The organism is Streptomyces sp. NPDC001515, assembly GCF_053597115.1.
The window spans coordinates 100,816-115,913 of record NZ_JBSFHN010000007.1; the positions used below are offsets into that span (position 1 = coordinate 100,816).

General features: G+C 72.0%; 11 protein-coding genes. 7 read left to right on the forward strand and 4 right to left on the reverse strand.

Annotation, left to right across the window (positions count from 1 at the left end; all coding sequences use genetic code 11):
- The first annotated feature begins 182 nt into the window (after nucleotides 1-182).
- The gene (locus ACWCXC_RS10350) at nucleotides 183-2,165 is read left to right on the forward strand and encodes a SpoIIE family protein phosphatase (protein WP_450887971.1); all 1,983 of its coding nucleotides are present in this window, start codon (nucleotides 183-185) and stop codon (nucleotides 2,163-2,165) included.
- A 41-nt stretch (nucleotides 2,166-2,206) separates the two neighbouring features.
- On the opposite strand, the gene ACWCXC_RS10355 is transcribed toward ACWCXC_RS10350, so the two are convergent.
- The 4 genes from ACWCXC_RS10355 to ACWCXC_RS10370 form a co-directional block, all read right to left on the reverse strand.
- On the reverse strand, nucleotides 2,207-2,572 hold the full coding sequence (locus ACWCXC_RS10355; protein WP_450887973.1) for a hypothetical protein: 366 nt from the start codon (nucleotides 2,570-2,572) through the stop codon (nucleotides 2,207-2,209).
- Nucleotides 2,569-4,134 carry a pre-peptidase C-terminal domain-containing protein gene (locus tag ACWCXC_RS10360; RefSeq protein ID WP_450887975.1) on the reverse strand — a complete coding sequence of 522 codons (1,566 nt, stop codon included), beginning with the start codon at nucleotides 4,132-4,134 and terminating at the stop codon, nucleotides 2,569-2,571. Before ACWCXC_RS10360 ends, ACWCXC_RS10355 begins: the two co-directional genes overlap by 4 nt.
- An 87-nt stretch (nucleotides 4,135-4,221) precedes the next feature.
- On the reverse strand, nucleotides 4,222-5,073 hold the full coding sequence (locus tag ACWCXC_RS10365) for a YhjD/YihY/BrkB family envelope integrity protein (protein ID WP_450887977.1): 852 nt from the start codon (nucleotides 5,071-5,073) through the stop codon (nucleotides 4,222-4,224).
- 244 nt (nucleotides 5,074-5,317) lie between these two features.
- Complete coding sequence (locus ACWCXC_RS10370; RefSeq protein WP_450887979.1) at nucleotides 5,318-6,106, reverse strand: RraA family protein; 789 nt, start codon at nucleotides 6,104-6,106, stop codon at nucleotides 5,318-5,320.
- Between the two features lie 151 nt (nucleotides 6,107-6,257).
- Between ACWCXC_RS10370 and ACWCXC_RS10375 the strand changes: the two genes are divergently transcribed.
- From ACWCXC_RS10375 to ACWCXC_RS10400, 6 genes are all read left to right on the forward strand, one after another.
- The gene (locus ACWCXC_RS10375) at nucleotides 6,258-7,556 is read left to right on the forward strand and encodes an alpha-L-fucosidase (RefSeq protein WP_450887981.1); all 1,299 of its coding nucleotides are present in this window, start codon (nucleotides 6,258-6,260) and stop codon (nucleotides 7,554-7,556) included.
- Nucleotides 7,553-9,601, forward strand: a complete 2,049-nt coding sequence (locus ACWCXC_RS10380; protein ID WP_450887983.1) for a heparinase — start codon at nucleotides 7,553-7,555, stop codon at nucleotides 9,599-9,601. The genes ACWCXC_RS10375 and ACWCXC_RS10380 overlap by 4 nt, the downstream gene beginning before the upstream one ends.
- Before the next feature lie 185 nt (nucleotides 9,602-9,786).
- Nucleotides 9,787-11,031, forward strand: a complete 1,245-nt coding sequence (locus ACWCXC_RS10385; protein WP_450685838.1) for an ABC transporter substrate-binding protein — start codon at nucleotides 9,787-9,789, stop codon at nucleotides 11,029-11,031.
- On the forward strand, nucleotides 11,010-11,939 hold the full coding sequence (locus ACWCXC_RS10390; RefSeq protein ID WP_450685837.1) for a carbohydrate ABC transporter permease: 930 nt from the start codon (nucleotides 11,010-11,012) through the stop codon (nucleotides 11,937-11,939). Before ACWCXC_RS10385 ends, ACWCXC_RS10390 begins: the two co-directional genes overlap by 22 nt.
- A gap of 10 nt (nucleotides 11,940-11,949) precedes the next feature.
- Nucleotides 11,950-12,864 (forward strand): carbohydrate ABC transporter permease, encoded by a 915-nt coding sequence (locus tag ACWCXC_RS10395; protein ID WP_450685836.1) that lies wholly within the window; start codon nucleotides 11,950-11,952, stop codon nucleotides 12,862-12,864.
- Nucleotides 12,865-13,050: 186 nt separating this feature from the next.
- Nucleotides 13,051-14,988, forward strand: a complete 1,938-nt coding sequence (locus ACWCXC_RS10400; protein WP_450685835.1) for a right-handed parallel beta-helix repeat-containing protein — start codon at nucleotides 13,051-13,053, stop codon at nucleotides 14,986-14,988.
- The last annotated feature ends 110 nt before the right edge of the window (nucleotides 14,989-15,098 follow it).

The window sequence follows — 15,098 nt, forward strand, 5'->3', positions numbered from 1 at the left end:
TGCGCTATGGGGGGCCGGGCGGGGGGGTTCTGTCGGGGGGGGCCCCGCCGCCCGGCGGGCGGGCCCGCTCCCCCGCTCCGGGAGCCGCCCGGAACCGCCCCCTCGGACCCCGCCGGAGGGCGGACGGCGCGCCGTGCCGGGATACTGGCCGGTGTGGTGCGGCCGACGAGAGGGGTGCGGAGGTGAGCGCAGCGCCCTTCCTCGATCCGGGGATGTTCGACGACGCGGTGGCCGCCGTCGCCCTGCTGATGGGCCCCGAGCACCGGCTGGTGTACGTCAACCCCGCCTTCACCCGCCTCTTCGGCCCGCGCACCCTCGGGCTGCCCGCCCATGAAGCCTTTCCGGAACCGGACGCGAGCCGGTTCCTGGGCGTCCTGGAGGACGTCCGCGGCAGCGGGCGGCCCCGCCAGGTGACCGGGCGGCGGCGCACCGATCCCGGCGCCCCCTCCCAGGCCCGGCATTTCGTGTACTCGTGCACGCCCGTCGCCACCCGGCGCGGCGCCGGGATCCTCGCCATCGCCATGGACACCACCGCCGAGACGTACACCCTCCAGCGGTACGAGGCCCTGACCACCGCCGTCTCGCAGATGGTGTGGGTGATGTGGCCGAACGGCACGATGGACGAGCTCGTGCCCGGCTGGGAGGCGATCACCGGGCTGCCGTGGCGCTCCCGGGCGGACGACGCGTGGTACGACGTCGTCCATCCGCGCGACCGGGAGAACCTGCACGCGGCCTGGATGGCGGCCGCCGCCGAACCGCAGAACGTCTTCGAGCACACCTTCCGGGTGCGTACGGCCGACGGTTCGTACCGCCACATGTTCTGCCGCGCGGTGCCGGTGGTGCGCGACGGCTGTGTCGCGGAGTGGATCGCCGCGACCGCCGATGTGGAGGACGTCTGGCGCACCCAGTTGCGCGAGCGCCTGCTGGCCCAGATCGCGGAGCATCCGCGCACCAGTCCGGCCCGGGCGTTCGGGACGGTCGTGGAGACGATCGTCCCGGAGGTCGCGGACGCCTGTCTGATCCTGACGCTCGATCACGACGAGTGGCCGGTGCCCTCCCATGTGGCCCTGCGGGCCGGCCGGATCGCGAGTGCCTCACGGCCGGGGCTGCCCGCCACCCCGGCGCTGCTGGGGCAGAGCCTCCCGGTCACCGCCCGGCTGCGCGAACTCCTGGAGGAGGGGGTCCCGCGGACCTTCGTCGTGCCGCCCGGTGGTTCCGTACCGCCGGATCTGGTCCCGCCGGTCACCGAGCGCTGGCTGACGGCGGCGGGCGCCACCAGCGTCACCCTCGTCCCCCTCATGGCCGAGGACGCCCTGCTCGGCTACGCGGTCGCGGCGACCTGCGACGACAGTCCGGTCCCGGGCCCGGCCGAGACCGAGCTGCTCCGCGACGTGCTGCACCACGCGCAGCAGCCGATCCACCGGGTCCTGGAGCACGGCCGGGCCCGCCGCACCGCGCTCCGGCTCCAGCGCGCCCACCTGACCCGGCCGCCCGAGGTCCCCGGCGCGAGCCTGGCCGCGCGCTACCAGCCGGCCAGCAACAGCCGGGAGATCGGCGGCGACTGGTACGACGCCTTCCCGCTTCCGGACCGCAGCGTCGTCCTGGACATCGGTGACGTCGCCGGGCACGATCTGGCCGCCGCGGCCTCGATGGGCCAGATGCGCAGCATGCTGCGCGCGCTCGCGTACAGCTGCGGGCTCAACGCCTCCCCGTGCGATGTGCTCGAAGAGCTGGACGCGGTGGCCGAGGGCCTGGAGGCGGCGCCGTTCACCACGGTGGTCCACGCTCATCTGCGCCCCCGCCCGGACGGCGGCTGGAACGTCGCCTGGTCCAACGCCGGACATCCGCCGCCGCTGCTGGTCCCCGCGCACGGCGCCCCGCAGTACCTCACGGGCCCCGGCACGGACCCCCCGCTGTGCGTGGACCCCGGTCTGGTGCGCACCACGCACCACCAGGTCCTGCGCCCCGGTGACACCCTGCTGCTGTACACCGACGGTCTCATCGAGCGGCCGGCCACCACGCTCACCCGGGGGCAGAACCGTCTCGTCGCGGCGGCGCTCCGGCACCGGCGGCTGCCGCTGGACGAGCTGCTGCACCGGCTGCTGGCCCTGTCCGACCACCGCGACGACACCGCGATGATCGCCTTCCGGGCCGGCGCCGGCTGACACCCGGGACCGGCGGCGGTGCGCCGGTCCCGGGTGCGTCCTCAGCCGGGGAGGCGTGCGGTGACGGCCTTCGTCGAGCCGCCGTCGCTCCGGTCCGTGGCGTAGAAGGCGACCTCGCCCCGGTTGTTCACCCCGATCCCCTCGGTCGGCACCCAGCGCCCGGCGTCGATCATGGCCGCGAGGTCGTACATCCGGCCCTGCGGATCCCCTACGACCGCCGTGGTGGCGTCGGGCTGGAGTTCGGCGGTGCCGACGATCCAGCCGGCCTCGTTGACGGCGAGGGCGACACTGTCGGCCATGCCGGGCAGGGTGACGAGGTCGGTGACGGCTCCGTCCGGGGCCCGGCGGACGGCGTGGCGCTGTCCGTCCTTGCGCGAGTGGCCGACGACGACACCGGCGTCGTTCACGGCCAGCGGTTCGGTGAGGTCCCGCTGGGGCCCAGGTGCGGCAGTCGGGTGAATCCGCCGTCCTTCGTCCAGCGGAAGCCTTCGTTGACCGTGAGTCCGCGGCCGGTGGCCGGGTCGGTGATCAGACCGGAGGCGTTGCCGACGACGGTGCCCTCGTCGTTGACGGCGAAGGCGCGGTCGTAGGTGTACGACTCCCAGGCGGGCAGCGGCAGCGTGGTGAGGGTGCCGTCCGGGGCCCGGACGCCGCCCCGGGTGCCGCCTTCGGTGAGCGTCAGCTGGCCGGCCGCGTAACCGGCCTCCGGGCTCGCGTTGAGCGCGTGGCCCTCGCGGGCGCCGGCGTTGTCGAGCGCGGTGACCCCGGCCGCCGGGTCCCAGCGGATCGGCTGGGAGCGGCCGGCGGTCTGCTTGGATCCGACGATCCGGCCCCGGTCGTCGAGGTCGAAGGCGATGGCGGGGCCGAACGACCCGGTGACCTCCGCCTTCGGCTGGGTGACCGCACCGATCAGCACGTCGGAGCTGCCGATGACGGTGCTGTCGTCGGTGACCAGGGAGAAGCGGCCCACCAGGCGGCGGCCGGACGGCGGCCGGGTGTCGGGGACCATCCGGCCCCGGACGGCCAGAGAGGCCCCGGACTTCAGGACGACCGGGGTGTCGTCCTCCACGGTGGTGGAGCCCAGCGAGTCGGAGAACAGCGTGTCCTGGATGTCGAACTCGGTGCTCCCGGAGGGGACGCCGACCCCGGCGATGTAGAGCAGGTAGTAGCCGGGCGCGGGCTTGTCGACGGTGATCGTCTCCTGGGAGCCGCCGTTGGTGGAGGAGCCGACGAGCGCCCCGCTCCGGGCGACGAGGAACAGGTCCAGGTCGGCCTTCGGGTCGGAGGCGTTGCCCATGGACACCTCGAAGCGCGAGGCGTCGCGGGGCACGGTGATCTGCTTGCCGGTCGTCTGCTGGTCCCCGAGGGTGGGGCGAGCCTGAGCCAGGGCTCCCAGCGCACCGCCGGCCGCGTGGGCCCGCACCGGGGCGAAGGTGTTGACGGCGGTGACGTTCCGCTCCAACGGGGCGTGCGGCGCCGCCTCGTCGACCACGGCCGACGGCGGGTCGACGGTGGCCCCCCGGACGGTGGCGGTCAGCCGGTAGGGGTTCTTCAGCAGCGGCGAGGTGCGCCGGCTCTCGACCTCGAACTCCCAGACGCCGGGCATCGGGTGCTCGTACACGCGGCCGGTGGAGTCGCAGTCCTTCTCGTCGGAGTAGTGGGTGTAGCAGCGGCCGGCGGCGGTGTCGTCGACCGGCATGCCCTGGGGGTCCACGGCCGGGAAGCGCGTCTGGGAGTCCTTCGCGATCCGGTCCAGCTCGACGCGCACGGCCGCAGCGCCCTTGGGGACGGTGACGAAGACCGAGCGGGTCCGGTTGCGCACCGCGTCGCCGGAGGCGGTGGTCCGGAAGGAGGGGGCGGCCGGGCGCTCGGCGACGACGACGGTGACGAGCACCATCCGGTCGATGCCGGGCGTGGCCGGGTCGTCGACGCGCAGCACGGTGGCGGGTTCGCGACATGTCGTAGGCACGCCACCGTGCCCGGGTCGGAACGCGACGGCGCCCCGCCCTCGGACGAACCGGCGGGCGGGGCGCGGGACTTCACCGGAGCCCGGCGGTCAGGGTCCGGGGTCCTCCGGCGCCCGGACGGTGCCGAGGCGGCGGTCGAGCGGGGGCTCCTGGGCCAGGACGGCGCCGATCGTGAACGCGAAGGTGAGCGCCCCGCAGACCACGATGAGCCAGGACAGCCTCGTCAGGACGAGGCCGAGCGAACCGTACTCGCCCAGAGCCCGGTCGAGCGCCCCCGGCATGTAGAGCCGGGCGGTGAGACCGAGGGCGGTGGTGGCCGAGGCGCCCAGCAGGGAGCCGGGCAGCAGCGGCAGCCAGTCCACCCGGCCCGCGAGCAGCAGGTGCTGGGTCCACAGCCACACCCCGGTGCTGACGAGGAAGAAGGCCGGCACGCCCAGCCACATGCCCGCGCCGAAGCCGTTCCGCAGCGGCGCCTGGAGGAGGACGACGACGACCAGGGCCGGCAGCCACACCGCCCAGCGCCAGGCCGCGATCCGGGTTCCGGCTTTCGGCAGGCCCCAGGCCCGTTCGCACACCCGGGCCATGGCGCGGCTGAAGCTGGTGGCCGAGACCAGGGCGACGAGGGCGCCGACGATGCCCGTGGTCTCGCGCAGCTCCTGGGACCCGGAGCCGCCCAGGACCTGCTGGAGTTCGTGGTCCGCGCGGCCGGTCAGCCCGAACATCGACCGCAGGGACTCCCGCAACTGGTCCCGGACGCTCTGCGGGGCGAAGGCCGCCAGGGCGAAGAGCAGCGGCACGGACGCCAGGAACGCCTGGGCGGCGAGCCGCGTCCCGGCGTCGAGCAGATTGCCGCTCATCAGCCGGTTCGTCAGCTCGGAGAGCACGGGGAACCGCGTCTCCGCCCCTGCCCGTGCGCTCCGCACCCGGCTGGTCCACGACATGCCGCCTCCCGACCCGTCCTCCCCCCATTGGACGCAGCACGGCGGCCCCGGGCCACTCCGCCGTGTCGTCGGGGGGAGCGGCCCGGGGCAGGCGCGTCCGGGCGGACCTCAGTCCCGGAGCGCGAACGCCCGGACGACGGTCTGCCGGGTGCGGTTGCCCGCCCCGTCCCGTGTCCCAGGAAGGGGCCGGGGCCGGCGGGATCACGTCATGCCGTGATGCCGCCGGCGCCCTTGGTCCGGCAGCTCAGCCCCCGTCGCGACTGGCCAGGTACTCCGTCATCCCCGCGCCGGTCAGCGGGTAGTAGTCGGAGAGCCGTCCGCCCTCGTCCAGCCGCTTGCGGGCGAATGCCTCGCGGTCCTGGTGCAGCAGGGCGTCCTCGGCCAGGGGGATCGCCCGGTCCTGTGGGACGACGACCGCGCCGTCCTCGTCGGCGACGATCAGGTCGCCCGGTGTCACCAGGGTGCCGCCGACGCCGACCGGCACGTTGTAGGCAGCCGGGAACAGCTCGGTCTGCGAGGCGTAGTGCGGGGTGACCCCGGTGCACCAGACGGGCACGCCCAGCGCGCGGATCCGGGCCGCGTCCCGGATCCGGCCGTCCACCACGATCCCCGCGCCGCCGCGCAGTTTGAAGTAGCGCACCAGCATGTCGCCGAGGCAGCCGGTGAAGTGGCTGCCCTGGGCGGCCACGACGAGGATGTCGCCGGGGCGGATGGATTCGAGGACGCCCCACAGCGGGGTCTTGGCCTCGATGTCCTCCTGCTCGGCCCCGTTGAACACGTCCTCGCGCTGCGGCAGGAACTGGAGCGTGACGGCGCCGCCGGTGACCTTGACCTCCGGTTCGCGGTGGAGCGGCACGGGGCCGTCGATGAAGGTCCGGGTGATCCCCATCTGGTGCAGTTTCGCGCAGGCCGTCGCCGCGCTCACCCCCGCCAGGGCCTCCACCATCCGGTCGGTGGGCCGGACGTAGTCCGCGGTGTGGACCGGCGCCAGCATCGACGCGTAACGGCTCTCCTCCGCCCCGTCGACACGCAACTCGCCTACCGGCGGCGCTTCCTGATCCCCAATCGGGTGCATGCACTTGCCTCTCCGCGCGCTTGTCGCACGCCACGCCAGTGACATCATCGCCTATCGATGGTAGATAACAGCCAATCGATTAGTGATGTCAATGCGTCAGGAGTCCTCAGTGGCCCGCACCTCACCCGGCTCTTCCGCCCCCCTCCGTCCCGCCGCGTCCACGGGCTGGTTCGAGGCGGCGCGCTTCGGGCTCTTCGTCCATTTCGGCCTGTACAGCATGGCGGCCCGGCACGAGTGGGTGCGCAGCCGTGAGGCCATGTCCCTCAAGGACTACGACCGTTATCTGCACCGCTTCGATCCCGATCTCTACGACGCGCGCGAACTTGCCCGCACCGCACGGGAGTCCGGGATGCGCTACGCGGTGCTCACGGCCAAGCACCACGACGGCTTCTGCCTGTTCGACTCGGCGCTCACCGACTACACCTCGGTGAAGGCCGCGGGCCGGGACCTGGTCCGGGAGTTCGTGGAGGCGATGCGCGCCGAGGGGCTGAAGGTCGGCCTCTACTACTCGCTGCTCGACTGGCACCACCCCGACTTCCCCGTGGACGAGCACCACCCGCTGCGGGGCACGGAGGCCGCCGACGAGCCCCGGGACATGGCGCGCTATCGCGCGTACATGGAGGGCCAGCTGCGGGAGCTGCTCACCGGCTACGGCCCGGTCGACAGCCTCTTCTTCGACTTCAGCTATCCGGAGAAGGGCCCGCAGGAGTGGGGCGCCGAGCGGCTGCTGTCCCTGGTCCGGGAGCTTCAGCCGGGGATCCTGGTCAACGACCGGCTCGGCATTCCCGGTGACTTCGTGACCCCCGAGCAGTACCAGCCGGACCGTCCGCTGGAGCGGAACGGCGAGCGGGTGGTGTGGGAGGCGTGCCACACGCTGAACGGTTCCTGGGGCTACGACCGCGACAACCACGACTACAAGGACCCCGCGCTGCTCGTGCGGATGCTGGTGCAGTCGGTCGCCTGCGGCGGCAATCTCATCCTGAACGTCGGCCCGACCGGGCGCGGCGCACTGGACCCGAGGGCCCGGGAGACGCTGCGGGCCATCGGCGCGTGGGCGCTGCCGCACGGCCGGGCCCTGCACGGCGCGGGGCCGAGCGACTGGGAGGCACCGGCGAACGCCCTGTACACCCAGGCGGGCGACAAGCTGTATCTGCACCTGTTGTCCTGGCCGCTGAAGCATCTGCACCTTCCCGGACTGGCCGGCAAGGTCCGCTACGCCCAGTTCCTGCACGACGGTTCCGAGATCCGCTACCACGAGACGGACGGGGTGCGGCACGAGCACAACAACCTCGCGCCGCCCGGACAGCCGGCGGGCACCCTCACCCTCACGCTCCCGATCGCGCGGCCCGACGTCCTGCTGCCGGTGATCGAACTGGAGCTGGCCGAGGACGCCGGGGACGGGGAGTGAGCGCCGCGGCGGGGCCGTGGGCGGAGCGCTTCGCGGTGGTGCGCGCGGCCCCGGACGAGAAGCTCGCGGCCCTGCTGGCCGGCCCCGCCGCGCGGATCGGGGTCCCCGACGCGACCTGCCGCGCGGTCTGGGAGGCGGTACCGGAACCGCTCCGGGAGCGCGTACGGGCCGACGCGGACCAGGAGTTGACCCGTCCGGCCCCGACACTGACGGCCGGCGCGTGGGCACGGCCCTTCCGGGACGGCTCGCGCGCCGCGTACGAGGACGCGGCCTGGAACCTGCAGCAACGGGTCTCCCGGCTGGTCCTGGCCGCCGTCCTGACCGGTGAGTCGGCGGACGCAGGGGCGGGGCCGGGCGCCTGTCCGTACCTGGACGCGGCGATCGACGGGCTCGTGGCGTTCGCCGAGACCAGTACGTGGTGCTGGGCCCCGCACGAACGGTTCGCGGCGGCGCGCGGCGAACTCGTCCCCGATCCGGACGACCCCTTCCTCGATCTCGGCGCGGCCGAGGTGGCCGCGCTGTTCGCGTGGGCCGACCACGCGCTGGGGCCGCTCCTGGACCGCAGGATGCCGGGGCTGCGGCGCCGGCTGCGGCGGGAGGTGGACCGGCGGGTGCTGCTGCCGTTCGAGCGGCGGCGGGACTGGCGCTGGATCGGCGCGGACGGCGGCGCCAACAACTGGAACCCGTGGATCCATGGCGCGGTGCTCGTCTCCGCGCTGCTGCTCTGCGAGGACGGGAACCGGCGGGCCAGGATCGTCCGCCTGGTCGTGGAGGGGCTGGGGCACTACGTGGCCGCGCTCCCCGACGACGGCGGTATCGACGAGGGCATCGCGTACTGGTGGGTCGGGGCGTGCCGGCTGCTGGAGATCCTCGATCTGCTCGCCGGGGTCGGCGGCCCGTCGCTCGACGCCCGGGAGCTGCCGCTGCTCGGCGCCCTGTTGCGGTATCCGCAGCGGATGCATCTGGGCGGCGACCACTATGTGAACGTGGGCGACGCACCCGCCCGGTTGACGGCCGGTCAGCCCTGGCACGTCCCGTTCCGCTGGGGCGGTCTGCTTGGGCAGCCGGAGACGCGGGCGCACGCGGTGGCGGGCGCCCGGCTCCAGGGGTGCGCGGCCCCGCCGCGCGCGGGTCTGGGCCGGGCGCTGACGGCGCTGGCCGACGCGGAGTGGTGCCGGGCGGTCGCGGACGGCGGCCCGGACCCCGTGGACGGCGGCCCGGCCGCCTCGGCGCCGTGGCTGGCCCGGGAGTCCTGGCTGGACCGGCTCCAGATCCTGGTGGCCCGGGAGCGCGCCGGCAGTCACGCGGGACTCACCCTCGCGGTGAAGGCCGGCCACAACGGCGAGCACCACAACCATCTGGACGTCGGGACGTACTGGGTGGCGGTGGACGGCGAACCCCTGGTGGTGGACGTCGGCCGGCCCACGTACACCGCGCAGACCTTCGGCCCCGACCGGTACGCGGCCTGGCCGATGCGCAGCGACTGGCACAACGTGCCCGAGCCGGGGTGCGGGCAGCGGCCGGGGGCCGGCTTCGGCGCCCGGGACGTGCGGGTCGGGCTCGGGGCGCGGGAGGCGGGGATGACCGCGGAGATCGGCGGCGCCTATCCCCCGGGGACCGTCGCGCGCTGGGTGCGCGGGGCGCGGCTGGTGCGCGGCGGTGCCGGGGGCGCCGCGTACGTGGAGGTGGAGGACCGGTGGGAAGGGGGCGGCGAGAGCGTGGAGTTGCGTCATGTGCTGGCCGGGGACGTGGTCCACGGTCCGGGCCGGGCCACCGTCACCGGACCCGGCGGAGCGGGCCTGGAGATGCGCTGGGATGCCGCCGAGGCGAGCGCCGACGTCGTCGTCCGTCCGATGGACGACCCGCAGCTGACGGGCAGTTGGGGCCCCCGGCTGACCCGTCTCACGCTGACCGCCCGTTCGCGCGCGGGGCGGGGCCGCGTCGCCGTCCGGTGGTCCGTACGGCAACCGGGCCCGGGGGGCGGGGAGAAGCAGAATTCAGAGGTTGCGGCAGCACCCTTGAACAAGCGCGGTGAGCACCTTTAGCATCAGCAATCGATAGACGATAGACACGAGATGAGGGCACCGCCCCACCTCCACCGCAACGCACCACCGACCGGGCGGTCCACACCCCCGACCGCCGGGAACCCTCCCTCCCCTGCTCCACCGGGAACCCTGCGGCTGAACACCAGCTATCGATTATTCACGACTACGCAACGGAGCGTGTCCTTATGAAGACCATGTGGCGCCGTGCCTCCGGACTCGCCCTCGCCCCCCTGGTGATGGCGTCCGCCGTCGCCTGCGGCGGCGAGTCCGACTCGGCCTCGGAGGGCACCACCCTCCGGGTCATCGTGAACATCACCCCGAACCTGACGGAGAAGTACTGGAACGATCTCTTCGACCGGTACGAGAAGGCCAACCCGGGGGTGACGGTCAAGCTCGAACTGACCGGCACCATCTCGGCGGACGCCAAACTGCGGCAGGACCTGGCCGCCGGAGACCCCCCGGACGTCGCCCAGCAGATCATCCCCACCGCCGAGACCGCCTCCCTCTTCGCGGACCTGTCCAACGAGTCGTGGACCGCCAAGGCGCCGCTCACCGACCAGTACGCGCTGGACGGCAAGCACTACGTGGTCGGCGTGGGCGAGCAGATCCAGTCGCTCGTCTTCTACAACAAGGCCGCCTTCACCAAGGCGGGCCTCGACGCCTCGGCGATCCGCACGATGGACCAGTTCACCGAGGCGATGGGCAAGCTCAAGGACGCCGGCTACAAGCCGCTGCAGACCTCGGGCCAGTGGGTCACCGGGGCGCAGTTCTCCATGATGGCCGACGCGGGCGTGCTGACCGCCGACCCGCAGTGGACCGCGAAGCGCAACGACGGCAAGGCGTCGTTCGCCAAGAGCGGCTACCTGCCCTACCTGGAGAACTACAAGGGCTGGATCGACAAGGGCTACCTGGAGAAGAGCGCCCTCGGCCTGACGTACGCGGACGGCCAGACGGCGTTCCTCAACGGCAAGTCCGCGATGTACATCATGGGTTCCTACTTCGTGCCGGCCGCCGACGCGGCGAAGAAGAGCGACGAGATCGGTGTGTTCTCCATGCCGACCGACGGCGCCTACCCGTCCGGCCAGTTCGGCAACCTGTCGAACCCGTACGTCGTCGTGAACAAGTCCCGCCACAAGGCCGAGGCCATCAAGTTCGTGAAGTGGGCGACCACCGACCCGGAGGCCATCAAGAGCCAGCTCGCCTCCGACGGGAACCTTCGCGGCGGCTTCACGTACCCGATGTCGAGCCTGGGCACGGCCGTGCAGCAGATCCTCGACAAGGCCCCGAACGTCATCGTGAAGTCCGGCGCCAACCAGCCGATAGCCGGCTTCAGTGACGAGCTGAACAAGCAGGTCCAGTCGCTGTACACCGGCTCGTCCGCCACGAAGGCCGCCGAGGGATTGGACAAGTGGTGGAACTCGCAGGGCTGAACCAGGGCCTGGACACGGGCGCACGGCGGCGGGCCCGGATCAGGGAGTCGGCGGTCTCCCTCGGGATGATGGGCCCGGCCGTCCTGCTCTACACGCTGATGACCGTCGTCCCGGTCGGGGTCGCGATCTATCTGAGCTTCACCGACTGGGACGGCTTCTCCACCGCGGCGTTCACCGGGCTCGACAACTACAAGCACCTGTTCGACGACCCCAGCTCGTCGGACGCCTGGTACGTCACGGGGCTCATCTCCGTGTTCGGCACCGTCCTGATGGTGGGTCTCGGACTCGTCTACGCCCTGGTCCTCAAGGGCCGTTCGCGGTCGAACTCGTTCTTCCGGGCCGTCGCCTACTTCCCGCACGTGATCAGCGCGCTGATCCTCGGGTACCTGTGGGCGGCGATCCTGGGGACCAACGGGGCCATCAACAACACGCTCGCCAAGTTCGGCGTCGAACCGCTGGGCTTCCTCTTCGACGAGAAGTTCGCCCTGGTCTCGCTGATCGGCGTGATCGTGTGGGCCGGCTTCGGCTTCAACGTCGTGCTGTTCGTCGCGGCCCTTCAGACGGTGCCCGCCGAACTGCTGGAGGCGGCGGCGATCGACGGCGCCTCCAAGCGCCAGATCAATCTGCGGATCGTGATCCCGATGATCGCGCCCGTGGTGACCGTGGCGACCGTACTGAACCTGGTCGGGCTCATCCGGGCGTACGACATCGTCGTCTCCCTGACCGGCGGCGGGCCGGCCGGATCGACGCAGACGTTCACGTATCTCATCCTCGCCCGGTCCTTCGAGGGAACCAAGGTCGGGTACGCGACCGCGCAGGCGGTGTTCCTCATGGTGGTGTCCGCCGTGCTCGCCCTGGTGGTGACGGCGCTGCGCAACCGCCAGGACCAAGCCGCGACAGGACAGTAAGGAGCCGGTGGTGGTGGTACTAGAGGCGGCAGAGGTCCGCGACAGTCCGAAGGCGGAGCCGGCGGGCACGGGCGACGTACGGCAGACCGAGCGGAAGGAGCCCCGCTCCCCCGTGCGCTGGGTGCTGCTCGGTGTGCTGTTCGTGGTGATGATCGTGCCGATCTACCTGCTGGTCGTGAACGCGTTCAAGTCCCAGCAGGACATCCTCGACAACCCGTTCTCGATCCCGCTGGGCGGGCTCACCTTCGCACACATGTCGGCGGCGATCACGAGTCCGCAGTTCAACGTCATCGGCGGGTACGGCTTCACGCTGTTCCTCGTCGTGATCGTGGACGTGCTGTGCATCGCGCTCGCCGGGCCCGCCGCGTACGCGATCGCCCGCAGTCTGAAGCGGCGCACCCAACTGGTGCTGCTGTACTTCCTGGCGGGCACCTTCATCCCGGGCGCCGCCGTGATCATTCCGGTGATCTACGTACTGCGGGAGGTCGGGCTCGCCAATACGGTGACCGGTCTGGTCGCCCACGACGTGGCGTCCACGCTGCCGGTGAGCATCTTCCTGTTCGTCGGCTTCATCCGCACCATCCCGGTGGACATCGACCACGCGGCGACGATCGACGGCGCGGGCCGCTACCGCACGTTCTGGTCCATCATCTTCCCGCTGATGCGCCCGGCGGTCGTCACGGTGCTGATCCTGAACTCGATCGGGATCTGGAACGACTTCATCTCCCCCCAGATCCTGCTCAGCCCGTCCTCCGGGCACTACACGGTGACGACGGCGGTCTACGCCGGCATCAGCCAGTACTCGACCGACCTCACGAAGGTGTTCCCCAACCTTCTGCTCGCGATCGCGCCGGTCGTCATCTTCTTCATCTACATGCAGCGCCACATCATCAGCGGTCTCACCGTCGGCGCCGTCAAGGGGTGAGCCCCTGAAGCGCGGGCTCCCCCACCCCCCACACGTCCGGACGCGCCCGAGCACGGCGTCCGGCGGCCCAGCCCCCGTCCGAGCACCAGCCCACCGATCAGAGAGGACTCCGGAGTGCCGAGGAGAAGGAGGCCATCGTCCCGTCCGGGACTGTGGTCCGCAGCCGCCCTGCTCGCATCCCTGACCATGGTCGCGGCCGGCCATCCCGCCGCCGCCCACCCGGTCAAGCCGGTGAAGCCGGTCAAGCCACAGACCGGTTCGACGTACTACGTGGCGCCGTCCGGCGCGGACACGGCCAACGGCCGGTCCACCCGGACCCCCTTCCAGCACATCCAGAAGTGCGCCGACGTGATGGTCCCCGGGGACACCTGCCTCGTCCTGTCGGGGACGTACGAGGAGACCGTGGTGCCGGCCCGCTCGGGCACCGCCGACCAGCCCATCACCTACCGCGCCGCCCCCGGCGCCCAGGTCACGGTCAGCGGTGCGTCCCGGATCGGCGGCTTCGAACCGGTCACCGCCGCCGATGTCACCGAGATCGCGCGCACCGACCCGTACGCCGCGGACTCCCTGTTCAGCGACGCGGTCGCGGCCGGGCACATCTACCGCACCGATGTCGACCTCGGGTCGGACGTCACCACCGTGCAGGTGTTCACCGACAAGAAGATGAACATCGAGGCCCAGTGGCCCTACCCCGGGCTCGACCTGCTCGACCCCACGCTCCAGTACGCCGGCACGGGCAGCGCCGAGGCCACCATCGCGGACCCGGACCTGACCCGCCCGGCGGGGTACTGGAACGGCGCCCGTGCGCTCACCGGTTACTGGTACATCTCGGCGACCACCACCGTGAAGAGCTCCGACACCGGCTCGGTCACCCTGGACGCCGCCCCGCCCTGCGTCCACAAGGTCGTCCCCAAGGAGACCCGCTACGCGCTCTCCGGGAAGATCGGCGAACTCGCCCGCCCCGGTGAGTGGTTCTACGACGCGGCCGCCAAGCAGCTGTATCTGTACGGCACCGACGACCCCGACGGCCATGTCGTCGAGGCCAAGCGCCGCACGCTCGGCTTCGACCTGACGAAGGCCAGCCACACCACGGTGGACGGCATCGGCCTGTTCGCGACGACCATCGCGACGGGGCCGACGAGCACCGGGGTCACCCTGGACTCCCTCAAGGGGCAGTACCTCTCGCACTACACCGACATCACCCGGGGCGCGACGGACTGCGGCTCCACCGTGACGCGGGGCGTCGGGGACACCGGCATCATCGTGGACGGCACCTTCAACAAGGTCGTCAACAGCGATCTGTCGCTGAGCGCCGGCAACGGGATCGCGCTGCGCGGGCAGAACAACACCGCCACCGACAACGTGATCCACGACGTGGACTACATGGGCACCTACGCGGCCGGGATCGCCGTCCAGGGCAACAGCCAGACGGTCACCCACAACACGATCTCGCGCGTCGGCCGCAGCGGCATCAACCTCCAGTGGAACGAGGTGGAGGGCCTCACCCCGGGCAAGGACGTCATCGCGTACAACGACATCTCCGGGTACGCCCGGATGAGCCTGGACGTCGCCGCGATCTACACCTGTTGCAGCGCCTGGATGATGGGCACCTCCATCGACCACAACGTGCTCCACGACCCGGCGCCGGCCACCACGTCCACGACGTTCGGCATCTCCGGGGTCTACGCCGACAACGGCCAGAGCGATCTGGTGATCGCGAACAACGTGGGCTGGGGGAACCGCGAGGGCACGGTCATGCTCAACGGCCTGGGCACCGGTTCGCACGACAACGGCGTGTACAACAACACCGGCGGCATGACGCTGTTCTACGTCAAGGAGCCGGGGCAGTCGACCGGCACGAAGATCTCCAACAACATCGGGATGATCCGGGGCCTGGACGGCGCGACGGCGGGCGGTCTGGAACTCTCCAACAACCTGCTCCAGGACGTCGATCCGCTCTTCGTGGACGCGGCGAACCACGACTACCGGCTCACCGCGCAGTCGCCCGCGCGCAATCAGGCGATCCCGCTGCCGGGCATCAACGACGGCTCGACGGACGCCACCCCGAGCCTGGGCGCCTTCCAGTACGGGGCTCCCGCCTGGACGGCCGGCGCCCGCCGCTGACCGCTCCGCACCACCGCACAGCAGTGGGCCCGACCCGGAACTCCGGGTCGGGCTGCGCACCACCGACGGCGGCCGGCACTGGGCCGATGTCTCGCCGCCCGGAGCGGCCG